Origin of the sequence: Mesorhizobium sp. M2E.F.Ca.ET.209.01.1.1, assembly GCF_004010375.2 — a bacterium.
Lineage (GTDB): Bacteria > Pseudomonadota > Alphaproteobacteria > Rhizobiales > Rhizobiaceae > Mesorhizobium.
Genome location: NZ_SADP02000015.1, coordinates 81,165 through 104,698, shown reverse-complemented (window position 1 = coordinate 104,698; position 23,534 = coordinate 81,165). Strand labels below are relative to the sequence as shown.

24 protein-coding genes are annotated in these 23,534 nt (G+C 65.4%); 8 read left to right on the top strand and 16 right to left on the bottom strand.

What is annotated here, in order from left to right; translation table 11 throughout:
* Positions 1-38 precede the first annotated feature (38 nt).
* Positions 39-380: an antibiotic biosynthesis monooxygenase gene (locus EN852_RS25085; RefSeq protein ID WP_127877787.1), complete on the top strand. Its 342-nt coding sequence runs from the start codon at positions 39-41 to the stop codon at positions 378-380.
* Here the strand turns inward: EN852_RS25085 and EN852_RS25080 are convergent.
* Positions 356-1,249, bottom strand: a complete 894-nt coding sequence (locus EN852_RS25080; protein WP_127877789.1) for an SMP-30/gluconolactonase/LRE family protein — start codon at positions 1,247-1,249, stop codon at positions 356-358. The two genes, EN852_RS25085 and EN852_RS25080, sit on opposite strands and share 25 nt — an antisense overlap.
* A gap of 150 nt (positions 1,250-1,399) precedes the next feature.
* Between EN852_RS25080 and EN852_RS25075 the strand changes: the two genes are divergently transcribed.
* Positions 1,400-2,137 carry a phosphatidylserine decarboxylase gene (locus EN852_RS25075; protein ID WP_281407804.1) on the top strand — a complete coding sequence of 246 codons (738 nt, stop codon included), beginning with the start codon at positions 1,400-1,402 and terminating at the stop codon, positions 2,135-2,137.
* Positions 2,138-2,212: 75 nt separating this feature from the next.
* Positions 2,213-2,956: a phosphatidylcholine/phosphatidylserine synthase gene (locus EN852_RS25070; protein ID WP_246694391.1), complete on the top strand. Its 744-nt coding sequence runs from the start codon at positions 2,213-2,215 to the stop codon at positions 2,954-2,956.
* An 8-nt stretch (positions 2,957-2,964) separates the two neighbouring features.
* Here EN852_RS25070 and EN852_RS25065 read toward each other — a convergent pair whose 3' ends face one another.
* A complete protein-coding gene (locus tag EN852_RS25065) occupies positions 2,965-5,187 on the bottom strand; it encodes an AMP-binding protein (RefSeq protein ID WP_127877795.1) in 2,223 nt (740 codons plus the stop codon).
* A gap of 169 nt (positions 5,188-5,356) precedes the next feature.
* On the opposite strand from EN852_RS25065, the gene EN852_RS25060 reads away from it, so the two are divergent.
* On the top strand, positions 5,357-5,842 hold the full coding sequence (locus EN852_RS25060; RefSeq protein ID WP_127864887.1) for an antitoxin Xre/MbcA/ParS toxin-binding domain-containing protein: 486 nt from the start codon (positions 5,357-5,359) through the stop codon (positions 5,840-5,842).
* The gene (locus tag EN852_RS25055; RefSeq protein WP_127877797.1) at positions 5,839-6,345 is read left to right on the top strand and encodes an RES domain-containing protein; all 507 of its coding nucleotides are present in this window, start codon (positions 5,839-5,841) and stop codon (positions 6,343-6,345) included. Before EN852_RS25060 ends, EN852_RS25055 begins: the two co-directional genes overlap by 4 nt.
* 36 nt (positions 6,346-6,381) lie before the next feature.
* Here the strand turns inward: EN852_RS25055 and EN852_RS25050 are convergent, their stop codons facing one another.
* On the bottom strand, positions 6,382-6,789 hold the full coding sequence (locus EN852_RS25050; protein ID WP_127877799.1) for a 4-oxalocrotonate tautomerase family protein: 408 nt from the start codon (positions 6,787-6,789) through the stop codon (positions 6,382-6,384).
* A 109-nt stretch (positions 6,790-6,898) separates the two neighbouring features.
* On the opposite strand from EN852_RS25050, the gene EN852_RS25045 reads away from it, so the two are divergent.
* The gene (locus EN852_RS25045) at positions 6,899-7,750 is read left to right on the top strand and encodes a LysR substrate-binding domain-containing protein (RefSeq protein WP_127877801.1); all 852 of its coding nucleotides are present in this window, start codon (positions 6,899-6,901) and stop codon (positions 7,748-7,750) included.
* A 153-nt stretch (positions 7,751-7,903) separates the two neighbouring features.
* Here the strand turns inward: EN852_RS25045 and EN852_RS25040 are convergent, their stop codons facing one another.
* The gene (locus tag EN852_RS25040; protein ID WP_246694384.1) at positions 7,904-8,821 is read right to left on the bottom strand and encodes a DMT family transporter; all 918 of its coding nucleotides are present in this window, start codon (positions 8,819-8,821) and stop codon (positions 7,904-7,906) included.
* A 40-nt stretch (positions 8,822-8,861) separates the two neighbouring features.
* Entirely contained in the window at positions 8,862-9,755 is an 894-nt protein-coding gene (locus EN852_RS25035; RefSeq protein WP_127877803.1) for a DMT family transporter, read from the bottom strand.
* Positions 9,756-10,079: 324 nt separating this feature from the next.
* Here EN852_RS25035 and EN852_RS25030 point away from each other — a divergent pair, with 324 nt between their 5' ends.
* Positions 10,080-10,511, top strand: coding sequence for a nuclear transport factor 2 family protein (locus EN852_RS25030; RefSeq protein ID WP_189546159.1), 432 nt, complete (start codon positions 10,080-10,082; stop codon positions 10,509-10,511).
* A 38-nt stretch (positions 10,512-10,549) separates the two neighbouring features.
* On the opposite strand, the gene EN852_RS25025 is transcribed toward EN852_RS25030, so the two are convergent.
* Positions 10,550-12,049 (bottom strand): peptidase S10, encoded by a 1,500-nt coding sequence (locus tag EN852_RS25025; RefSeq protein WP_127877807.1) that lies wholly within the window; start codon positions 12,047-12,049, stop codon positions 10,550-10,552.
* Between the two features lie 260 nt (positions 12,050-12,309).
* Between EN852_RS25025 and EN852_RS25020 the strand changes: the two genes are divergently transcribed.
* The gene (locus EN852_RS25020) at positions 12,310-12,816 is read left to right on the top strand and encodes an OsmC family protein (protein WP_127877809.1); all 507 of its coding nucleotides are present in this window, start codon (positions 12,310-12,312) and stop codon (positions 12,814-12,816) included.
* A 146-nt stretch (positions 12,817-12,962) separates the two neighbouring features.
* On the opposite strand, the gene EN852_RS25015 is transcribed toward EN852_RS25020, so the two are convergent.
* The 10 genes from EN852_RS25015 to rplI form a co-directional block, all read right to left on the bottom strand.
* Positions 12,963-13,187 (bottom strand): hypothetical protein, encoded by a 225-nt coding sequence (locus EN852_RS25015; protein ID WP_027165524.1) that lies wholly within the window; start codon positions 13,185-13,187, stop codon positions 12,963-12,965.
* Between the two features lie 169 nt (positions 13,188-13,356).
* Complete coding sequence (locus tag EN852_RS25010) at positions 13,357-14,100, bottom strand: SDR family NAD(P)-dependent oxidoreductase (protein ID WP_127877811.1); 744 nt, start codon at positions 14,098-14,100, stop codon at positions 13,357-13,359.
* A 27-nt stretch (positions 14,101-14,127) separates the two neighbouring features.
* On the bottom strand, positions 14,128-15,609 hold the full coding sequence (gene purF, locus EN852_RS25005; RefSeq protein ID WP_127864898.1) for an amidophosphoribosyltransferase: 1,482 nt from the start codon (positions 15,607-15,609) through the stop codon (positions 14,128-14,130).
* A gap of 114 nt (positions 15,610-15,723) precedes the next feature.
* Positions 15,724-16,398: a CvpA family protein gene (locus EN852_RS25000; protein ID WP_042637922.1), complete on the bottom strand. Its 675-nt coding sequence runs from the start codon at positions 16,396-16,398 to the stop codon at positions 15,724-15,726.
* Between the two features lie 42 nt (positions 16,399-16,440).
* Positions 16,441-17,844, bottom strand: a complete 1,404-nt coding sequence (radA, locus tag EN852_RS24995) for a DNA repair protein RadA (protein ID WP_095816085.1) — start codon at positions 17,842-17,844, stop codon at positions 16,441-16,443.
* Positions 17,845-18,072: 228 nt separating this feature from the next.
* Entirely contained in the window at positions 18,073-19,563 is a 1,491-nt protein-coding gene (locus EN852_RS24985) for a replicative DNA helicase (protein WP_127877813.1), read from the bottom strand.
* A gap of 199 nt (positions 19,564-19,762) precedes the next feature.
* Entirely contained in the window at positions 19,763-20,728 is a 966-nt protein-coding gene (locus tag EN852_RS24980) for a small ribosomal subunit Rsm22 family protein (RefSeq protein WP_127877815.1), read from the bottom strand.
* Positions 20,729-20,731: 3 nt separating this feature from the next.
* Positions 20,732-21,055, bottom strand: coding sequence for a YnfA family protein (locus EN852_RS24975; RefSeq protein ID WP_127877817.1), 324 nt, complete (start codon positions 21,053-21,055; stop codon positions 20,732-20,734).
* A gap of 321 nt (positions 21,056-21,376) precedes the next feature.
* Positions 21,377-22,672: a cyclopropane-fatty-acyl-phospholipid synthase family protein gene (locus EN852_RS24970; protein ID WP_127877819.1), complete on the bottom strand. Its 1,296-nt coding sequence runs from the start codon at positions 22,670-22,672 to the stop codon at positions 21,377-21,379.
* Between the two features lie 251 nt (positions 22,673-22,923).
* A complete protein-coding gene (gene rplI, locus EN852_RS24965; RefSeq protein ID WP_112125640.1) occupies positions 22,924-23,508 on the bottom strand; it encodes a 50S ribosomal protein L9 in 585 nt (194 codons plus the stop codon).
* Between the last annotated feature and the right edge of the window lie 26 nt (positions 23,509-23,534).

The window sequence follows — 23,534 nt, the reverse complement described above, 5'->3', positions numbered from 1 at the left end:
ACCTGCCAGGCAACCGTCCAAATCGGAGACAGATCGAAATGAGCACTGAAAATCACCGCACCGGCAGCGTGTTCCGGGTCGACAAATTCGTCGTGCCGGCCGAGGCGCGCGACGAAATCCTGAGCAGGGTCTTCATGACGCATGAATTGCTGCGCCGGCAGGAAGGCTTCGTGCAGGATTTCCTGCTCGAACAATTCTCCGGCCCGGGCGAGTTCAACATCGTCACCATGGTCGAGTGGGAAAGCCAGGACGCCGTCGACAAGGTGGTGCCGATCGTCAAGGCGGCCCACGAACGCATCGCCTTCAGCGCGCAGGAAACCATCGCGCGGCTCGGCGTCAAGGCCGACATCGCCAACTACCAGCGCGTGCCGGAGGTGTAGGAAGGCCATCCGGCTCCCGGCGCGGATACGGCGATGCTCAGCACCTGACCGGTGCGGGCGTCGCTCACCATATGCTCGAAACCGCGCCATTCGGCGGCGAGGATGAAAAGCGTCCTGCCGTCGGCTCCGCCCAGCATGCAGGCAAAGCAACCGCGATCGACCTCGACCCGGTCGATTTTCTCGCCGCCTTCGCGCACTCTGACACAGTGCCGGTTCGGTACATCAGCATACCAGACGCAGCCTTCGGCATCGATGCAGACGCCGTCGGGATAGTCGTTGCCGAGATCGGCCCAGACGCGCCGGTTGGAAAGGCCGCCATCCGCCGCGAGGTCAAAGGCGGTCAATCGGTTGGCGTGGGATTCGGCGACGATCAGCGTCCGGTTGTCCGGCGTCACCGCCATGCCGTTCGCGAAAGCGATATTCTCGGCGACCTGCCGAACCAAGCCGTCCCGTGTGATCAACACGATCGTGCCCGGTCCGAAATGCTCGCCCTGCGCTGGTGCCGGCCCGCCGCCATTGACGTAGACGTTGCCGCGCCCATCGACCACGACTTCATTCCAGGGGTTTTTCGACAGGCCTCGGAGATCGGCATGAGTGGCGAGCGTTCCATCCGCTTCCTGCCCGAGCAGAAGGCCTTCGCGCCCGGATACGACGAGCAATCGTCCATCCGGCAGCCAGTCGATCGAATAGGGCAGGACGGCCGGCACCGTGAGCATGACCTCGCTATTGCCGTCCTCGGCCATAGCGACAATCTCGCCGGTTCCCCAGTTGCACAGCCAGAGCCGGCCGTCATGCCAGCGCGGCGACTCGCCGAAGGCAAGGCCCTCGGTGACGATATTGGCTTTCCTGACGCTGCTCGATGAAGACATTTGGCTGGCTCCGTTTGGCGGGTTCGCCAGCCTAGGACGGATGAGGCGGCCGGGTTCCTACAGTCTTGTTGAAAGTCGAGGCTATCATCGCTGTGCCCGGTCTCCCCACTCTTCCCCATTGTTGCGTTGCGGGGAGGGGGGCTTTCCGCTATTGAGGCGCAACCTGAAACAGGGACCGTCCCCAGCCCTATGACGCTTCTCGACTCGGTCAAGAATACGTTCGTTCCGATCCATCGCGAAGGCTATCCCTTCATCGCCGCCTTCGCCGCTGCGACGCTGTTTCTCGGCTATTTCTCCTCGATCCTGTTCTGGATCGGGCTGATCCTCACCGCCTGGTGCGTCTATTTCTACCGCGACCCCGAGCGGGTCACGCCGGTCGACGACCGGCTGGTGGTGAGCCCGGCTGACGGCGTGATCTCGGCGGTCGGCCCGGCCGTGCCGCCGAGCGAGCTTGGCCTAGGCCCGGGCGAAATGACCCGCATCTCGGTGTTCATGAACGTGTTTTCCTGCCACATCAACCGCGCCCCGGTGCGTGGCCGGATCACCCGCATCGAGCACAAGCCGGGCAAATTCCTCAATGCCGAGCTCGACAAGGCCAGTGCCGAGAACGAGCGCAACGGCCTGGTCATCGACAGCCCAAACGGCACGATCGCCGCCGTTCAGATCGCCGGCCTGGTGGCGCGGCGCATCGTCTGCTGGGCCGAGGCCGGCGGCACGATCGCCATCGGCGAGCGTTTCGGCCTGATCCGCTTCGGCTCGCGCGTCGATGTCTTCCTGCCGTCGGGCGCCGTGCCGCGCGTCGCGGTCGGCCAGACAGCGGTTGGCGGCGAGACCGTGCTTGCCGAATTCGGCGGCACGGCGGTCACGCCCCTGGTCAGGGTGTCCTGAGCGTTGGGCGCGCCCTTCAAAAAATTCGAGGCCCATGCCAGCGGCGGTCCGCGCATCCGCGAGATCCCGATGCGCATGGTGCTGCCCAATCTGGTTACGGTGCTTGCCATCTGCGCCGGCCTTTCCGGCATCCGCTTCGCCTTCGAGAACCGTTTCGAGATCGCGGTGGTCATGGTGCTGCTCGCCGCCTTACTCGACGGCATCGACGGGCGGCTGGCGCGCATGCTGAAGGCCACCTCGAAATTCGGCGCGCAGATGGATTCGCTGGCCGACATCGTCAATTTCGGCGTGGCGCCGGCTTTGGTGCTCTACGCCTTCCTGCTCGACCGCGCCGGTTCGCCGGGCTGGATCGCCGCGCTTTTGTTCACCATCGCCTGTGGCATGCGGCTCGCCCGCTTCAACGTGCTGGCCGACGACACCGACCAGCCCGCGTGGCAGTCCGAATATTTCGTCGGCGTGCCGGCTCCGGCGGGCGCCGTGCTGGTCATGCTGCCGCTCTATCTCTATTTCCTGCGGCTCGGGCTGGAGCCGAGCCGCCCGGCCGCCTTTATCGCCACCGGCTTCACGGTACTGGTCGCATTTCTGCTGGTCAGCCGCCTGCCGGTCTATTCGGGCAAAAGCGTCAAGGTGCCGGGCGACAGGGTGCTGCCGGTCATCCTGGGCGTGGTGCTCTACATCCTCTTGCTGATGACCTATCCCTGGTACACGCTGACGGCCTCGGTCGCCGGCTATCTGCTCTTCCTGCCGTTCTCGGTGCGCGCTTATTCGAAGCGGGCCATGCGCGAGGGCGAGAAGGTGCCGCCTTCGGATATCGGGTAAGCGCGCGCCTACGCCGCCACGCCCGACCCCAGCCTGTCGATCGCTAGCTTGCGGGCCGAGACGTAATCCGTCTTGCCCGAGCCCAGCACCGGGATCTCTTCCACCTTGATGATGTCGTTGGGCACCATCAACTCCGCGGCGCCGGCCTTCTTGCCGAACTGGCGCAGTTCCTCGGCATTGGCGTCGTCGGCGGTGGTGACCAGCACGATGCGTTCGCCGCGCCTTTTGTCGGGCACGGCCACCGCCGCGTGGCGCTCTTCCGGCCACAGCGACTGCACCAGCATCTCGACGGCGCCCAGCGACACCATCTCGCCGGCGATCTTGGCGAAGCGCTTTGCCCTGCCGCGTATGGTGATGAAGCCCTCGCGGTCGATCGAGACGATGTCGCCTGTGTCGTGCCAGCCTTCCAACGGCTGCAATTCGCCGGGGCGGTCGGCGCTCATGTAGCCCATCATCATGTTCGGTCCGTCTAGCCACAGCCGGCCGCCCTCGGTGATGCCTTCAACGGGCTCCAGCTTTATGCGGATGGCCGGCAGCGGCCGGCCGACCGTGCCGTCGCGGCTGTGGATGGCGGTGTTCACCGCCACCACGGGCGCGGCCTCGGTCAGCCCGAAACCTTCGACGATCGAGGCCTCGAAGCGGTCGCGGTAGGTGCGTCGCGTCTCCGGCTTCACCGCCTCGGCGCCGGCCACGACGAAGCGTAGGCTGGAGAAGTCGCCGTCCTTGGCGGTGCGGGCATAGTTAGCCAGGAACGTGTCGGTGCCGAACATCACGGTCGGCTTCACCTTGCGGGCGATCTCGGGGATGATCTTGTAGTGCAGCGGCGAGGGGTAGAGGAACAGCTTTACGCCCAGCACCAGCGGCAGGATGGTGCCGCCGGTGAGCCCGAAGGAATGGAAAGCCGGCAGTACGTTGAGCAGGATGTCGGCCGGCGAGACGGAAACGCGCGCCTCGGCCTGCATGACATTGGCAAGCAGGCTGCGGTTCGACAGCACCACCGCCTTCGGCGTGCCTTCCGAGCCGGAGGTGAACAGGATGACAGCGGGCTTCGAGGCTTGCTGCCGCTGCAGCGGAAAGCGCCACAAAAGCGCGGCGGCGACCTTGTCCAGCGCCGTCACGCCGGCGCGCACGTCTTCCAGCCACAGCATCTTCGCGCCGCCCGCCTCGACCGCGGCAATGATGTCGTCGATGCCGGCTTTTTCGACGAAAGCGCGGGAGGACACCACGGTGCGGATGACGGCGGTGCGGATCGCCGCGGTCACGCTCGCCGGGCCGGCGGTGTAGTTGATCATCGCCGCAACCCTGGCCGCCGACATCAGGCCGACGAAGGTGAGCACCACGCCATTGGCGTTGGGCAGGAGCACGCCGACCGCTTCGCCTGGCGCCGTCACCGCCTCGAAACGGCGTCCGAGCACGCGCGCACCGATGAACAGCTTGCGGTAGCTGAGCGAACCCGAAATCACGTCCTCGATGATCGGATGCGACGGACCGACGCGATCGGCGGCGTCGCGCATGGCGAGGAACAGGCCACGGTCGAGATTGGCGCCGAAAAGCCGCGCCTCTGCGAACCGGTCGAACAGCGCGTTGGTGTTGGAGGCCATGTCGGGATTGCGCGCCACCAGCTCGGCGATGGTCATCGGCTCCAGCACGCTCACCGAAAGCCGCGGGAACCAGTGGCGGGGCGCTTTCTCCTTCGGCGTCAGCGACACCGGCAGGTCGCGCGTGCCGGCAACAAAGATCGGCACGATGCGGGCATCGGCCTGCATGGCGATGCGGGTGATGGCGCGAAACAGCCGGAAGGATTTGACGTCCGGCTCGACATTGTCCGGCAGGTAGACGGCGAGCCGTCCCTTGCCCTTCAGCACGCGCACCAGCCGCCGGCTGACGAAGACATGCTCGGCATTGAAGGCGATGGTGCGGGCAAGCTCGCGCCAAGGCTCCAGCCAGGGCGAGCGCGCCGAAGCCTCGTCCAGAATATGCAGCGTGTCGTCGGGAAGCAGCGACAGCATCAGCGCCGGCTCGATGCGCGACTGGTGCGAGACCACGTAGATGACCGGTGTCTTGGCGCTGCGGGCGATGCGGATGCGGTTGTCTGCGATGCGGTAGGCGAGCTTGAACGGCACATAGAGCAGCGCCTGGGTGAAACGCAGGTCGAGCCGGAACCTTTCGATCACGGCGATAAGCAGCCAGGCAAAGACAAGGCCCGCCAGCAGCGCCAGGGTCAGGATCATGCCGCTCTCCCAGTCTCCTCCAGGACGCGGCTCTTGAGCGGCCGCTTTGGTGGCAGAGGGTAGCGGAAGCGCGGGCAAGGTCAATGCGGAGTGATGCACTACTTCGATCGCCACTTGAAACATCGTGACAAGTGTCGTAAATAATATGACACGTGACGGAGACGTGAACATGGCCAGTTTCCCGGCGGGGTTCGCCGAAGCACCACACATGGAGCCGGAGTTCGAACGGCTGGTCGATCTGTTCGGCGGGCCGAAGGTTCTTGGATCCTCGGTATCCAGCCCGCTCGAGGCCCATGAAATGATCCTGCACGGAATTCCAAGCCAGGCCCTGGAAAGCCTTGTCAGGCAACTGACCGTCATCGAAGCGGATGCCTTCGAGGCTGCATTCGGCATGAGCGAGCGGACATTTCAGCGGCACAAATCGGATCACTCCCGGACACTCAATCGCGAGCAGGGCTCAAGGACCTGGAATTTCGCCAGGGTTCTCACCAAGGCCACGTCCGTTCTTGGCACTCAGGAAGCGGCCGAGAAATGGATGATTGAGCCCGCCATGGGCTTGGACAACCGGCGACCGATCGACCTCTTGGCCACGGCGGCGGGCACTATGCTTGTGCAGGAATTCCTCGAACGGCTTGACTATGGTGTCTACGCGTGACGCCTTTGCCGGGTTATCTGGGGACGGGAGAAGTCCTCGGCTGGAGACTTGACCACAAACGCTTCCAGGCAAGCTGGGACAGCGGCGAGGGAGCCTTCAAACTCGGAGGAAGGTGGAACAGCAAAGGGGTAAGGGCTGTCTATGCATCCATAGACCCCTCGACCGCCATTCTCGAGGTGGCCGTACACAAGGGATTCCGGACGCTGGATACTGTCCGCCACGTGCTGACGGCATTCGAGATCGCCGATCCTTCGAAAATTCATGTCGTGGAAATCGGCGATATCCCAAACGCGAACTGGCTTCGGCCAGGCATTCCAAGCGCAGGGCAGCAGCAATTTGGCGACGGTCTGCTGGCGGACCACCCCTTGTTCCTGATTCCGAGCGCTGTGTCCCAGCACAGCTGGAACCTGGTGTTCGATCCCGGCCAGGCGAGCGGCCTCTACAAGCCGCACCTGCAGGAGGATTTCGCGCTGGATACAAGACTTCATCCTCCCGCGGGATAGCGTGCCGTCCAGGCGGGAGGAGCGAGCACAACACCCTCATGCCGCCTTCAGCCTCCCGCTGATGAACCGGAACTCCTGGCTCTTGCCGCCGTAGCCATAGGCGGCCGCCGGTACCTCATGCACGAAGGCATAGCTTTCCTCATGCACGCCGCCGAGCAGCCGGCCGAAAGCCTCGAAGATCGCCTTCAGATAGGCTTCGAGCTCGAGCTTGGTGTTGGTGCCGTCGACGACCTTGATATCCAGCCAGAACGTCTTGGTCCCGTGCGCGGCCAGCGACTTGCCGCCGGCGAACCAGTGTTGCGGGTCGATGTAGTTGACCGCGACCGCGGTGATTGTCGGGTCCTTGCGTAGCTCCTTGGCGGTGATCTCGGTGATGTCCTTGGCGATCGCGGCGGACAGCTTCGCGTCAGGCTTGCTGGTGACGCTGATGTTGATGATCGGCATTTTTCTCTCCTTGGGTTGGGCGCTTCGCCTTCGATGAGAGGATCATGTCACCGGCATGTATTCAATAAAATCGAATTGTTTTTGATGGATACTTCGATATCATCGAAGCATGGAAATGCTCGATCCCGACCTGCTGAAAACCTTCCTCGCCTTCGTCGATGGCGGCTCGCTGGCCAAGGCCGCCTCCGCTGTCGGCCGCACGCCATCGGCGGTGACCGCGCAGATGCAGCGGCTCGAAGAAATCGTCGGCGAGCCGCTGCTCATCCCGCAGGGCAGGGGGCGCGGGCTGACGCCGGCCGGCGAGGATCTTGTCGGCCATGCCCGGCGCATCCTTGCCGTGCACACCGAGGCGTGGCTGGCGCTGAAAGGCGCGCGCGCCGGCGGCCGCATCGCCATCGGCATGACGCAGGATTTCGCCGACCACGGGTTGCCGGACCTGCTGAGGGCCTTCGCCGCCAGCCATCCCCGCGTCCGGATCGAGCTGCGTGTCGGCCGTTCCCTGGAACTCGGGTCGGCGGTGCAGGCGGGCCAACTCGACCTCGCGATCACCATGCGCCACGCCCCGTCGCCGGATGAAACGGCCGTGATCAGCGAGCAGATGCTGTGGCTCTGCTCCGAAAAAGGCCTGGCGGCTCGGTCCGAAGCCGTGCCGCTGGCGCTGCTCGATCCCTATTGCGGCTTCCGCGAGGCGGCGCTCAACGCGCTCGACGCTGCCGGCCGCCGCTATCGCATCGCCGCCGGCAGCGCCAGCCTTGCCGGCCTGCGCAGCGCGGTCAATGCCGGCATCGCGCTGACGCCGCGCACCCGGCGTTTTGCCCATTCCGGCATCGTGGAAGCGCCCGCCGATGTCGACCTGCCGCCTTTGCCGATTGCCGACTTCGCCATCCGGCTCAGCCGCCAGGCTCCGCGCCCGGCGCGAGATCTGGTGGAACTGCTCGGCGACGGCCTGACCCTGCCGTGATGATCGGCCAGGAAGTCCCCAAAGAAAAAGCCGACCTTTTTGCGGGTCGGCTTCTAGTCGGACGGGTCGAGGGGTTTGGGGGGACTTGGGGGGTGACCCGTCGATCTAACAATGCCTGAACCGGATGATGGTTCCGCGATTGGCAAAATATTTTTACGAGCGCGCCGATTTCGCCTTCAGCCAGTCGCGTCCGGCATGGGCAAAGACCGCGCAAAGCACGATGGCGCCGCCGATGACGCTGGCCATGGGCGGGGTTTCGCCGAGGAAGACGAGGGCAAACAGGATGGCGAACGGCACTTCGGCCGAGCCCAGCAGGCCGGATTCGGCCGCCGGAATGAGCCGCGAGCCTTCCGTCCACAGGATCGAGGCCAGGGCGAATGAGCAGCCGAAGGTGGCAAGCAGCACCACGTCGCGCGTCGAGACGGCCAGCGGATCGGTGACGAACCAGCCGAGCACGAAGAGCAGGAAGGCCGAGACCGCGCCCGCCCAGACAACCGGCGAGTCGCGGAAGGCGCGCACCGTGATCATGTAAAGCGCGCTGCCGGCAGTCATCAAAAGCGCCAGGCCGTCGCCGAACAGATGGCCGCTGCCGAGGCCGCCGCCAACCATGATGGCGACGCCGCACAGCGACACGGCCGCTGCCAGCATCGTCTGCAGCCGGAATTTCTCCCGCACCAGAAGGAAGGCAAGCAGTGCGGCGATGAAGGGCGATGTCGCGTAGATGACCGCGACATTGGCGACATAGGTGTATTTGAAGGCCGAGATGAAGGCGATGCTAGCGGCGGCACCCTCGACCGCCAGCAGCCAGCCGCGCCAGCCCAATCTGAGGCTCTCGCGCCCGCCCGAGCGGCGCCGGCGCCAGAGCACATAGAGCGTGATCAGGATCGAGCCGAAAAAACCGCGCCAGCAGGTGATGGTCAGCGGATCGGCATGGATCGACTTGGTCAGCACGCCGGTAAGCGCGAAGGCGATGGCCGATGCCGACACCAGGATGATGCCGAGCGTGCGCTCGGCCGCTGCGTCGGCGGCGCCAAGCGTGAGCTTCTGCGGCATATCGAGCGTGTCCGTCATGGCGCCAGCCTACCTGGTTGCTCCTGACAGCCTTCTGTCATCAGGCCTGCTCCCGCTTGCGGAAATGCTCGTTGCCGACGATTAGCAGGCCGGCGCCGACGATCAGCGCCGCGCCCATGAACACCTCCGTGCGCGGCACGTCGCCCCAGATGGCGAAGCCCAGCGCGAAGGCCCACACCAGCGAGGTGTATTCGAACGGCGCCACGATCGATACCGGCGCGCGCTTCATGCCTTCGAACAGCACATATTGCGCCACCCCGCCGAGTGCCCCGACGCTGATGAGCAGCAGGAGCTGCGGCCCGTCGGGCATGCACCACCAGATCAGCGCCGGTACTGCCGAGAAGAGCAGGAAATAGAAATTGTTGAGCACGAGCTGGATCATGGTGCGCTCCTGCATGGCGGTCTTGCGCATGAGCACGACGGCTATGCCCCACAAAACCGCGGCGGCCAGCACCAGAAGCACCGGCACGGAAAGGCCGAGCCGCGTCGGATCGCAGGCGATGAAGACACCGACGAAACCGATGAACACCGCGGTCCAGCGCAACAGCGGCACCGTCTCGCCCAGGATCAGCACCGACAGCACGGTCACGATGATCGGCGCGGCATAATAGATGGTCGTGAGCTCGGCGAGCTGCAGCGAGCGGGCGGCGTTGTAGTAGCAAAGCCAGGCGGCCAGCGTGAAGGCGCTGCGCACCAGCATCGGCTTGACGATCGGCGAATCGATCGTATCGGCGAACAGCCGCTTCCCGCCGATCGCGCCGCAGGCGAGGAGCACGGTGATGGAACGCACGAACATGATCTGCCAGACCGTCATGCCGGCGACCAGAAGCTTGATCGAGGCGTCCTGCGCCGAAAACAGGAAATAGGCGGAAGCCGTGAACAGGATGCCGGCCAGCACCCTTTCGCGGCTATCGAGGACGACGACTTCGGCCATGTATCGATCTGCTTGCCTGGAGGTGGCAGCTATACGAGTGAACGCAAGAGCTGCGCTGCTCCAGCAGGGCGCTTGCATTGGGGCAGCGGCGAGCGACCTGCATTCTCCCGATGCTTAAGGCGGGCTTGCGCGGACGAAGCCACTCAGAAGTGGTTGCTGACGATATCGCGCAAGGAGGCAGCGAGCATGTTCGGAGCCTTGCAATGCTGGACGGCCATAGCCCGATCAGGTAATTTTGAGGCGCGCGAATTGATCGGCGTGGCTCGCACCGGCAGTAGACCACGGAGAGCGCCAATGCCTGCGTTGCACAAGTCCGGAAGTTCGATGACTGACGTGATCGATCGCCTGGTCACCGCGATGAACGCGCATGATCTCGACGCCGTCACCGCTCTCATCCACGAGAACTATCGGAGCGTACAGCCGGCGCACCCGGGCAGAGCCTTCGTCGGGCGGGACCAGATGCGGGCCAACTGGGAGGCCATGTTCGCGGGAATACCCGACTTCCACGCGGCGGTCACGCGCTCGGTCCAGGACGGCGACACGACCTGGATCGAATGGCATTGGTCGGGTACTCGCTCCGACGGGCAGCCCTTCGAGGTGCGCGGGGTCGCGCTGTTCGAAATTGTCGACGGTCAGATTGTCGCCGGGCGACTATATCTGGAGGACGTCGAGCGGCAGCCTGCCAGCATAGAAGACGCCGTTGAAGCCCTGTCCGGTCGTCGTCCGCCAACGGCCAGCGGTAGTACCGATTCCTGACCTCACCATCGCGCCGCAGCAGGGACCGCCGGTAGCGCTCACTGCGTCGCCTGGTAAAGCTCCGATGCCGCATCCTTCAGCGCGCGCCGCCCGTCCGGCCGCAGATACATCATGTGGCCGCCTTCGACGACATCGAGCCGGATCGGCTTGGCGTCGGACAGCGAAGGAAGCTGGTTCAAAAGATAGCGCGAGGCGAGATAGGGCGTGACGAGGTCGGTATAGCCGTTGACGATGACGACGCCGAGCGCCGGGTTGAGCGAGCGGGCGCGCTGCAGGTCGTTCATCACGCCGGCATAGCCCTGTCCCGAGGTGCCGTAGTCCCAGTTGCGGGTGACCTCGCCATTGAGCAGCCGGTAGCTGACATCGGTGCGGTAGTTGAGCTCGTCGCGGGCATAGGCGACGAAGGCGGAGGTCAGCACCGGAACGCTGCGGTCGAGCACCGGATCGGGGCCGACGTCACGCGCACTCTGCGGCGCGATGTCGGCGGTGCCGATGGTGGCGTCATAGGGGCTGAGCACCTTGCCCGTGGCACGCTGGAATTCCTTGGCGAAAAGGCCTGTCGGGATGCGGGCGAAGTTGCGTTGGACGAGCTCGAGCGGCAGGCCAGTGAGCTCCGAAACGCGTCCGCTTGCCAGCTTGCCGCCTTGCTCCAGTCCGCTGTTCAACGCCGTTAGGTAGTCGCCGAGCGCGTAGTGCTCGACCTCGGCCAGCCTGTCGCGCAGCGCGTCGCCGCTCACGCCATCGCCCTTTAGGCGGGTCGCCGCCAGCGACGGCAGCTCCAGCGCCCAGTGCAACTGGTCGAACTGGTCGGGCCGCACCAGCATGAATTCCAGCGCCGGCGAGATCAGCACGATGCCGCTGGGGCTCAGGCCCACATCCTCCTGCAGCGTGCGGGCAAGCAGCGCCGCGCGAAAGCCGCCATAGCTCTCGCCGGCGAGGAACAGCGGCGATCCGGTGCGGCCGTTCTGCGCCAGGTAGAGCCGGATGAAAGCGCCGACCGAGCTGGCGTCGGCATCGGCGCTCCAGAACTCTTTGCCCTCGTGCCCAGGCGCCTCCCGGCTGTAGCCGGTGCCGACCGGATCGACGAAGACGAGGTCGCTCATGTCGAGCCAGCTGTCGGGATTGTCGATGAGCTTTTGCGGCGGTGGCCGGAACTCGCCGTCGGCTGCGGTCTCGACGATGCGCGGCCCGATCGCGCCGAGATGCAGATAGGCCGACGCCGCGCCCGGCCCGCCGTTGAACACGAAAGTGATAGGCCGATCCTTCGCCGGGGCGGGCGACTGCTGCGTGTAGGCGACATAGAAGATCTCGGCCGTGACCTCGCCCTTGCCCGACAGGAGCGAGAGCGTGCCGGCCTTGGCCTGGTAGTCCAGCTTGCGCCCGCCGAGCGTGACCGAATGCTCGGTCACCTGCGGCGGCGGCAACAGCGACAGCACGCCGCCGGTCGGCGCGGGGCGTTCGGGTGTCTCGGCGGCGAGGGCTGGCTGGGCGAAAGCGGCAAGCGCCAGGAAAGCGAAAGAGATGAGCTTGGATCGCATGAAGGCTCCACGCGGAATGACATCGCAAAGGTATGTCCGGAGCGAAGGAAGTCAAAGGGGCGTCTCAAGACCTGGGTTCCTCGCCCCCGCCAAAGGCGGGGGAGAGGTGTCCGCGAAGCGGACGGAGAGGGGGCCTTCGTAGGGCGCTCCCCTCTCCGTCTCGGCTTCGCCGAGCCACCTCTCCCCCATTTCATGGGGGCGAGGAACCCAAGCTGAATTATGTGCTATCAACCACAAAGACGTATCTGAAGGACAACCCAATGGACGCCACCGCACTCAAGGCCATGCAAGCGCCGCTGAAGGAAGCCTATCGCGATGATGCGGCCAAGGCGCTGGTCACGCTGAGAGCGCGCGGCACGCTCGACGACCGGTCGATCGCCTGCAAGGTGGAGACGGGCAGGGCGCTCGCCATTGCCGGCCTTCATCCGGCCACCGGCGGCTCGGGGCTCGAGCTATGTTCGGGCGACATGCTGCTGGAGGCGCTGGTCGCTTGCGCGGGCGTGACGCTGAAAGCGGTGGCGACGGCGCTGGAGTTCAAGCTCGGCAACGCCGCCGTCGAGGCCGAGGGCGACCTCGATTTTCGCGGCACGCTCGGCGTCGCCCGCGATGCGCCGGTCGGCTTTCGCGAGATAAGGCTGAAGTTCGACCTCGACACCGACGAGCCGCGGGAGCGCATCGATTCACTGATGAAGCTCACCGAGCGCTACTGCGTGGTGTTCCAGACGATCAACAACAAGCCGGCGCTGAGCGTGAGCGCGGGGCGCTGAAGCGCGACGCCCCCTCATCCGGCCGCTACGCGGCCACCTTCTCCCCGGTGGGGAGAAGAGGTTTGCGCCGGCGCTGACAGCCTCCTCTCCCCAGCGGGGAGAGGTCAGCCGAGCGAAGCGGAGGCTGGGTGAGGGGGAGTGCTCCGCTACTGCGCCGACGGCGTCTCCGCATCGCCCTCATCCGTAAATGGCGAGGCGCTCGGCACGCATTGCACGGCCCAGCCCTGCGGCGTCGGCTGCTTCTGATATTCGGTGACGGCGTTGGTGCACTGTTCGCGGGTGTCGAAGGTGCTGGGCAGCACCACCATGCCGCCTTGTGGGCCGGCGATCACCAGATACCAGACCAACGCTACGCTGGGAGTAGCAGCCATGGGAATTCCTCGCTTTGCTTGAATGTCGGAGTCGGACCGATCCTAGCAACTCCCTTGGAGCGGCGAAAGCAGGGCGGCGGAACACGCTTCCGCAGCACCGTTCACAGACCCGTGAAGAGGGCTTTCGCCAGGCGGGCTCAGTCGGCCGCGACGCGTTTTTGAACCCGAATTATTCCGGCTGCCTGTAGGCGACGAAGCGGTTGTGCTTGGCCTGGAAGATCAGGCCCGTCTCCTTCAACTCTGGGCTGGCCAGCGGCACGATGCGCCTGGCGATCCCGGAGGGGTGCGGCAGCGTCTCCGGATCCTCGCCGGGCATGGCCTGCGCGCGCATCGCCGTGCGGGTCGCGCCCGGATCTGCGGCGTTCACCCTCAGCGGCAGGCTCTCGGTCTCATGCGCCCAGGAGCGCATCATCGTCTCGACCGCCGCTTTGGACGCCGCGTAGGGCGCCCAGAAGGCGCGCGCCGAATGCGCCGCGTTGGAGGTCATGATGATGGCGCGGCCGGCATCGGAGAGCCGCAGCAGCGGATCGACCGAACGGATCAGCCGCCAGGTCGAGGTGACGTTGACGGTCATCACCTTGTCAAAGGTCTTAGCCTCGACATGGCCGATCGGCGAGATGACGCCGAGCACGCCGGCATTGGCGACGAGGATGTCGAGCTTGCCCCAGCGTTCATGGATCGCGCCGCCGAGACGATCGATGCCCGGCATGTCGGTCAGGTCGAGCGGCACCAGCGTCGCCTGGCCGCGCCCATCGGCCTTGATCTGGTCGTCAAGTTCTTCCAGCCCACCGACGGTGCGCGCCACGGCGATCACATGCGCGCCGGCGGCCGCCAGTTCCTTCGCGATGAAATAGCCGATGCCGCGCGAGGCGCCGGTTACGACCGCCACACGGCCGGAAAGGTCGAGGGTCATGTGAAAGCTTCCGTAAGATGGTCCGGCTTACGATCCGCTCGACGCCAGCAGCGACAGCGTGCGCACATTGTCGTGGCCTTCGAAGTCGAGCAGGCGGGTGGGGTACTGTCCCGTGAAGCAGGCGTCGCAAAATTGCGGCTGGTCGTTGTCCCGGCGCGCCTCGCCGACGGCGCGGTAGAGCCCGTCGATCGACAGGAAACCAAGCGAATCGACGCGGATGAACTCCGCCATCTCCTCGACCGACATGCGCGATGCGAGCAGCTTCGACTTCTCGGGCGTATCGACGCCGTAGAAGCAGGATGCGCTGGTCGGCGGCGAGGCGATGCGCATATGCACTTCCTTCGCGCCGGCGTCGCGCACCATCTGCACGATCTTCTGGCTGGTGGTGCCGCGCACGATCGAATCGTCGACCAGCACCACGCGCTTGCCCTCGATCATGCGGCGGTTGGCGTTGTGCTTCAGCTTCACGCCCATGTGGCGGATCGAATCGCCGGGCTGGATGAAGGTGCGTCCGACATAATGGTTGCGGATGATGCCGAGCTCGAAGGGGATGCCGGCGGCCTGTGAGAAGCCGATCGCGGCCGGCGTGCCGGAATCCGGCACCGGCACGACGATGTCGGCCTCGACCGGGTTTTCCTGCGCCAGCTCGGCGCCGATGCGCTTGCGCACTTCGTAGACGTTGCGGCCTTCGACCGAGGAATCCGGCCGCGCGAAATAGACATATTCGAAGATGCAGAAGCGCGTCTTCTGCGGCTCGAACGGGAAGATGCTCTCGATACCCTTGGAGGTGATGACCACCATCTCGCCGGGCTTGATGTCGCGCACGAAGCGGGCGCCGATGATGTCGAGCGCGCAGGTTTCCGAAGCGAGGATCCAGGCGCCGTCGAGGTCGCCCAGCACCAGCGGCCGGATGCCCAGCGGATCGCGACAGCCGATCATCTTCTTGGCGGTCATCGCCACCAGCGAGAAGGCGCCCTCGACCTGGCGCACCGCGTCGATGAAGCGCGAATTCAGATCGCGCTCCTTGCTGGTCGCGACCAGATGCAGCAGCGTCTCGGTGTCTGACGTCGAGGAGAAGATCGAGCCCTGTTTCTGCAGCGCGCGCTGCACGGTGAGCGCGTTGGTGAGGTTGCCGTTGTGGGCGACCGCCAGACCGCCCTCTGCAAGCTCGGCGAAGAACGGCTGGATGTTGCGCAGGCCGGCGCCGCCGGTCGTGGCGTAGCGCGTATGGCCGATGGCGCGATTGCCCTGCAGGCTGTCGATGACGCGCTGCTTGGTGAAGGTGTCGCCGATCAGGCCGACATGGCGTTCGACATGGAACTGGGTGCCGTCATAGGAGACGATGCCGGCGGCTTCCTGGCCGCGATGCTGCAAGGCGTGCAGGCCGAGTGTGACGATGGCCGCCGCGTCCTGCCGGCCGAAAATGCCGAACACGCCGCATTCGTCGTGGAAATGATCGTCGGCCTCGGCGGAAAGGACATTGCCTGCATCTGCCGTTGAGTCTGCCATCTGGTGCTCAAGCTCCGCTAAAGCCGCCATATAGGGCGATCTCTCGCGGAACGCAACGCACCTCGTCAGGCATTCACAAATTGCCTGAGGCCAGCGCTGTGCCCGGCCTGGATGTCAGTTTGCCGGCGCTGGAGCGGGAGCTGGGGCGGGCGCCGGAGCCGGCTCGTTGTCGGCAGGCGCCTCGCCCTCGCTGTCGTCGGGCGCCGGCGCATTGTCGTCGCCGGCCGGCGGCTCGGCCGCGGGCTGGTCGGTGGTGGCCGGCGCGCCGGCCTGCGGCGTGCCCTTATGCGTGTATTTGTTGACCAGTTCCTCGGTGTTTTCCGGCAGCACGCTTTCGAGCTTGGCGCCGATCGTCTCGAGCAATGGCCGCGACTTGGCGTTGGCGATCCAGGCGGGCGCCTTGGCGCCGGCCAGCCAGTTGAAGAACAGGAGCGCCACCGCGACCACCAGGATGCCGCGCGCCGCGCCGTAGAGGAAGCCGAGTGTGCGGTCGAGCGCGCCGATGCGCGAATCGATGATCCAGTCGGCAAGCTTCATCGTGATGACGGAGACGACGATCAGCGCGATCAAGAAGACGATGCCGGCGGAAGCCGCCATCGCGATCTTGTCGTTGTCGATATAGGGCTGCACATAGGGCAGGACCGGCTTGTAGAAGAAGAACGCCGCCGCCGCCGCTGCTGCCCAGGAAACGACCGACAGCACTTCGCGGGAGAAGCCGCGCACCATGGCGAGCATGGCTGAGACCAGGGTGAAGCCGACGAGGATTCCGTCAAGCAGCGTAATCGGCATGGTTCTCGCCCCACTTCCTGTCTTGCGGCTTGATGAGCCGCATCACTCCTCGACGTCGGCACGGCCGCGCCGTGAGCCGGCTATGCGCGCCACAAGGTCGGCAAGCTCGGTGGGCTGGAACGCGCCGGCCCCGATCCCCCCGGCAACTTCCTCGCTGCCGAGCGGCAGCACCGCGCTTCCAAAGCCCAGCTTTTCGGCTTCCTTGAGGCGCTGCTGCGCATGCGCAACCGGCCTGACGGCGCCCGATAGGCTGATTTCGCCGAAATAGACGCAATCGGCGGGAAGGGCAAGACCGGTGAGCGATGAAACCAGCGCGGCGGCGACCGCCAGATCGGCCGCCGGCTCCGAGATCCGGTAGCCGCCGGCGACATTGAGATAGACGTCGTGCTGGCCGAAGCGCACGCCGCAATGCGCCTCGAGCACCGCGAGCACCATCGACAGCCGCGCTCCGTCCCAGCCGACCACGGCGCGGCGCGGCGTGCCGAGCGAGGAGGGCGCGACCAGCGCCTGGATCTCGACCAGCACCGGCCTGGTGCCTTCCATGCCCGCGAAAACCGCGGCGCCCGGCGATTTCGCGTGGCGTTCGCCGAGGAAAAGCTCGGACGGATTGGAGACCTCGCGCAAGCCCTTGTCCGACATCTCGAACACGCCGATCTCGTCGGTCGGCCCGAAACGGTTCTTCACAGTGCGCAGGATGCGGAAGTGATGGTTGCCTTCGCCCTCGAAGTAGAGCACGCCGTCGACCATGTGCTCGACGACGCGTGGGCCGGCGATCTGGCCCTCCTTGGTGACATGGCCGACAAGCACGATCGCCGCACCCGTGGATTTCGCGTAGCGGATCATCGCCTGAGCGGCCGCCCGCACCTGCGTGACGGTGCCCGGCGCCGAATCGGCAAGGTCGGTCCACAGCGTCTGGATGGAATCGAGGATGACGAGGTCCGGCCGCTTGCCGTCGGCGATGGTGGCGAGAATATCCTCGACATTGGTTTCGGCGGCGAGCTCCACCGGTGTCGAGGCGACGCCGAGGCGCTGAGCGCGCAGTCTGATCTGCGCGACCGCTTCCTCGCCCGAGACATAGACGATGCGATGGCCCTTGGAGGCGAGCGCCGCCGCTGCTTGCGTCAAAAGCGTCGACTTGCCGATACCCGGGTCGCCGCCGACCAGCAGCGCCGAGCCGCGGACAAAACCGCCGCCGGTGGCGCGGTCGAGCTCGCCGATGCCAGAGACGATGCGCGGCGCGTCCTCGATGTCGCCGGCGAGACTGGTCAGCACCACGGCGCGACCTTTTCGCGCGTTGCGCGTGTTGGCCGGCCCCGAGCCGATGCCGCCGGCGGTGCCTTCCTCGACCAGCGTGTTCCACTCGCCGCAGGCATCGCATTTGCCGGCCCAGCGCTGATGCACCGAGCCGCAATTCTGGCAGATGAACTGAACGCGCGATTTGGCCATCAGGGCTGTGCCGGTCGCCAATTGCCGGAGGTCGGCGGGACAGCACCCCCCTCTGGCCTGCCGGCCATCTCCCCCGCAAGGGGGGAGATCAGCAGCTTTGGCGACGGCACCCATCTTGCAACGTCTACGATTGGCGAAAGCCAACGCGACATCCAATCTCCCCCCTTGCGGGGGAGATGTCCGGCAGGACAGAGGGGGGTGTGAAGGAACGAGGCCTTTCTCAAGAGATCACTCAAACCTCTCCGGCAGATGATGCTCTTCCGCCAGATCGGAAAACCGCGTGAATTCGCCGTGGAAGGCGAGGCTGACGGTGCCGGTCGGTCCGTGGCGCTGCTTGGCCACGATGCACTCGGCCTTGCCGCGCGCTTCGTTCATCTCGTTTTCCCACTTGACGTATTCCTCGGTGCCGAGCTTCGGCTCGCGGTTCTTGAGGTAGTATTCCTCGCGATAGACGAACAGCACCACGTCGGCGTCCTGCTCGATGGAGCCGGATTCGCGCAGATCAGAGAGTTGCGGGCGCTTGTCGTCGCGGCTTTCGACCTGACGCGACAGCTGCGACAGCGCGATGATCGGCACGCCGAGCTCCTTGGCCAGCGCTTTCAGGCCCGTGGTGATTTCGGTGATTTCCTGCACGCGGTTCTGCGAGGCCCGCGCGCTCGATCCCTGCATCAGCTGGATATAGTCGATGACGATGAGGTCGAGGCCGCGCTGGCGCTTCAGGCGCCGCGCGCGGGCGGAAAGCTGCGCGATCGAGATGCCGCCTGTTTGGTCGATGAACAGCGGGATCTTTTGCATGGTCTGCGAGCAGGCGACGAGTTTTTCGAAATCCATCTCGGTGATTTCGCCGCGACGGATCTTCGACGAGGAAATCTCGGTCTGCTCGGAGATGATGCGGGTGGCGAGCTGTTCCGACGACATTTCCAGCGAGAAGAAGCCGACGACGCCGCCATTGGCGGCCTTGAACGTGCCGTCGGCCTGCTGCGCCGGGACATAGGCCTCGGCGATGTTGAAGGCGATGTTGGTGGCCAAGGAGGTCTTGCCCATGCCCGGGCGTCCGGCGAGCACGATCAGGTCGGAGGGCTGCAGGCCGCCCATGCGGCGGTCGAGGTCGCGCAGGCCGGTCGAGATGCCGGACAGGTGGCCGTCGCGCATATAGGCGGCATTGGCCATGTCGACGGCGGTCTTGACTGCATCGTTGAAGCTTTCGAAGCCGCCGTCATAGCGGCCGGTTTCGGCGAGCTCGAACAGCCGCCGCTCGGCGTCCTCGATCTGGTCGGAGGGCGACATGTCGACCGGCGCGTCATAGGCGATGTTGACCATGTCCTCGCCGACGGTGATCAGCGCCCGGCGCGTGGCGAGGTCGTAGATGGCGCGGCCATAGTCGGTGGCGTTGACGACGGTGACCGCTTCCACCGCCAGCCGCACGACATATTGCGCCACCGTCATGTCGCCGACCTTCTCGTCGGCCGGCAGGAAGGTCTTGAGCGTGATCGGCGTCGCGATCTTGCCCATGCGGATCAGCTCGGACGCCACCTCGAAGATGCGGCGGTGCAGCGGCTCGTAGAAATGGGCGGGCTTGAGGAAATCCGAGACCCGGTAGAAGGCGTCGTTGTTGACGAGGATGGCGCCGAGCAGCGCCTGCTCGGCCTCGATATTGTTCGGTGCCTCGCGATAGAGCGGCGTTTCCGCCGCGCCGAATTTCAGTGCCGCCTCTGCCATGATATCCCCGATTTCGATCCCGCTATCCTCGATACCAGAACGGGAAGATTCGATGCTGACCTTTCTGCAACAGTACGATTCTGACTGACTTTGATACTCGCGATTCACAGCCAAAATTTTCTGGTGGAAAGAATCGTCATTGACTCGAATCGAAGAGGCGAAAGATAGCTCTTCAAACGAGAACAAAACAAGAAAATTCCTATAGCAGCGAATCGCCCCAGTCCGCCCGCCGCGCCGCCTTGAAGACATCGCCGTCGCGCTTGCTGAAGAGTTGCTCTCCCGCGCCGCCATCGGGCCGGCATAGTTTCAGCACCACCTTGCCCGAGCCGCCTTTCGGCGGCGCGATCACACGTGCCGGGCGCGCGGGCGCCGGTAGCCGGGAGGCGGCGAGATAGATGAACTTCTCGTCCTCCCAGGGCACGTCCGCTTCCTTGACCAGCCGATGCAGGCGCGAGCGGGCGACGCGGCGCGAAAAATGGCACCAGTCGGGCGGCGCGAGCGGGCAGGGCGCCTCGTGCGGGCAGGGCGCAAGGACATGGGCGCCGGCTCCGATCAGTTGCTGTCGCGCAGCAAGCATGCGCTGCCAGCCGGCGGGCGTGCCCGGCTCGACGATGAGCAGCGTGTCGGCGGTCAGCTGCCAGAGGCGGCCGACGAGCTTCGGCAGCGAGGCCGGCGCGACCTCATCGAGCACATAGGCGATGCTGACGAGATCGGCGGGCTTGAGGTCGTCGAGATCGATGGTGGCGTCGCCGGCGACCCAGTCGGTGCGGGCGCCGATTGTGCCGGCTGCGAGCGACTGCCCGACCTTGCGTACCGCAGCACTTGCCTCGACCAGAACCGCCTGTTCCAGCTCCGGCCAGGCGTCTGTGGTGGCCCAAAGCATCGTGCCAGGCCCGGCGCCGATGTCGAGCAGGGTCCTCGGCTGGAAATCCGGTCGCGCATCGGCCAGTGCATTGAGGCTTGCGCGCACGGCGGCATAGGTCGCTGGGAGCCGCGTCGCCAGATAGGCCTTGACGGCCATGTCCTCGCCGATGTGCAAGCGGCCGTCGCGCAGCTCGGCGCGGTAGCGTTCGGACAGCGTCTTGGCGGCCTGCTTCAGCGCCGGCAGCGGCACCTTGTCGAGCAGGCTGTCGACGCCTTGGCGCAACTGGGCAGGAAGCTCCATCGCTCAAATCCCGCGCGGCGCGAGCAGGATGACTGAAGCGCCGATGACGCAGAGCGCCGCTCCCGCTAGATCCCAGCGGTCGGGACGCACGCCTTCGACCAGCCACAGCCAGCCAAGTGAAGCCGCAATGTAGATGCCGCCATAGGCGGCGTAGGCGCGGCCCGCCGCGTCCGTGTCGACCAGCGACAGCAGGAAGGCGAACAGCGCCAGCGAGACAAGGCCGGGAAGAAGCCAGAGCGCCGACTTGTCCAGCCGCCACCACGCCCAGAACGAGAAGCAGCCGCCGATCTCGGCAAGCGCTGCGGCGACATAGATGAGGTAGGTCATGACAGGATCGAACTTGTCACAGGCCGTCATCCCAATGGCAAGTCATGATCGGCTTGCTGGCTTGAAGGAAATTTCGAAGGGCGTCGCTGCCCCTCATCCGCCTGCCGGCACCTTCTCCCCGTGAACGGGGAGAAGTGAGCTGGCCGCTTGGCTGGCGCCTATTCTGCAACGCCTGTGATTGGCGAAATCATCAATGACCGCGTCCCTTCTCCCCGTTCACGGGGAGAAGATGGCGGCAGCCAGATGAGGGGCAGCGCCGACCTGTGAAACTGGCCTCGCTGTAGAGGCAGCAATACATTCCAACGCCGATGTCTAAGGTGCCTACTCCACCGCCTTGCGCCTGCGCGTCGGCTTGGCCGGCTGGGCGGCGGGCGCTTCCGGCTCCGGATGGTCGTGGTCGCGCAGCTCCAGAGCTTTCTCGCACTTGGCGATGTAGTCGCGGGTCACCGGCAGCGTGTCGTTCTTCTTGGCGATCTGGAACTGGAAGATCACCAGGTCCTGCCAGCGGAAGGCGGCTTCCGAGGCGGCGAGATAGAACTCCCACATCCTGCAGAAGCGCTCGTCATAGATCGCCTTGGCCTTGTCGCGGTTGGCGGCGAAGCGGGCGCCCCAGTGCTTGAGCGTATCGGCATAGTGCAGCCGCAGGATTTCTATGTCCGTCACCACGAGGCCCGACTTCTCGATCGCGGGCATCACCTCCGACATCGCCGGGATGTAGCCGCCCGGGAAAATGTATTTGCGCACGAAGGCGCTGGTCGCCCACGGCACGCCGGAACGGCCGATCGTGTGCAGCAGCATAACGCCGTCCGGCTTGAGCAGCGTCGCGGCCTTGTCGAAGAAGGTGCGGTAGTGGTTGACGCCGACATGCTCGAACATGCCGACCGAGACGATGCGGTCGAAGCGCTCGTTGATGTGCCGATAGTCCTTGAGTTCGAAATGCACGCGGTCCTGCAGCCCCTGCGCATGCGCGCGGTCGGTGGCAACGCCATGCTGTTCGGTGGAGAGCGTCACGCCCTGCACGTCGACGTCGAAGGCCTTGGCGAGATAGAGGCCGAGCCCGCCCCAGCCGGAGCCGATGTCGAGCACGGTCTGGCCGGCCTTGAGCCTGAGCTTGGCGGCGATGTGGCGCTTCTTGGCCAACTGCGCCTCGTCCAGCGTCATGTCGGGCTGCTCGAAATAGGCGCAGGAATACTGCATGTCCTCGTCGAGGAAGAGCTTGTAGAGCTCGCCCGACAGGTCATAGTGGCGCTGCACATTGCGGCGCGAGCGCGCGGCGGTGTTGATCTGCTGCAGCCGGCGGAAGGCATGGCGCAGGCCCTCGATCGCCTTCGACCAGGACACGTCGATGCCGCTCGAGCCCATGTTCTGGAACGCGATGCGCATCAGCCCCAGCACGCCGCCCTCCAGCACATCGAGCTCGCCGTCCATATAGGCCTCAGGCACCGCCAGCATCGGATCGAAGCTGATCGCCCGCTCGGCATGCATGGTCTTGATATGGATATGCACCGGCTCGCCGCTGCCGTCGCCGAATTTGTGCGTCGTGCCCTTCGGTCCGGTCACCTTGAGGTCTCCGGCCCGCACCAGGCGCTCGAGAACGTGTTTCAACAGGATGTTCATGACCAAATGTCCCCTCAGTCGGATCACCCGGTAATCAGACTGGAATGCCAGAGCGAAGATGCCACAGGGCATCGCCCGCGTCCAATCGACGCGCTACGCTGTAATGTGCACAAGATATGGGGTGTCGAAAAGTTCCTTTTGGCACAAAAAAGCCCGGGTCGGAGACCCGGGCGTTGGTCCAGAAATCCTGGACGTCTGCGAGCCGAAGCGATGCTTCGGGGTCGACGAGGCGTAGAGATCAGGCGCCTGGATCAGGCGTTCTCTTCGCCGCCCTCGAACTCGGCGTTCGGGTCGAAGAAATTCTCCGGCCGGGCGTTGTCGTTGATGTCCTCGCCATAGATGGCTTCGGCGGTGGTCAGCGTCTCGCCCTTGGCCTGGCGCTCGGCCTCGTCGGCCGAACGGGCGACGTTGAGCGTCACGGTGACCTCGACTTCCGGGTGCAGCGCGATCGCCACATTAGACAGGCCGATGGTCTTGATCGGCTGGTTGAGCTCGATCTGGTTGCGGCTGACGGTGAAGCCTTCGGCGGTGAGCAGCTCGGCGATGTCGCGGGTCGACACCGAGCCGTAGAGCTGGCCGGTCTCGCCGGCCGAGCGCACGACGATGAAGCTCTTGCCGTCGAGCGTCTCGGCGATCTTGGAGGCTTCAGACTTGCGCTCCAGGTTGCGGGCTTCGAGCTGGGCGCGCTGGCCCTCGAACTTCTTCTTGTTGGCTTCGTTGGCGCGCAGCGCCTTGCCCTGCGGCAAAAGGAAATTGCGGGCGAACCCGTCCTTGACCTTCACGGTCTCGCCCATCTGGCCGAGGCGGGAAATGCGCTCGAGGAGGATGACTTCCATGGTTTCGTTCCTTCGTTTGGGCGTCG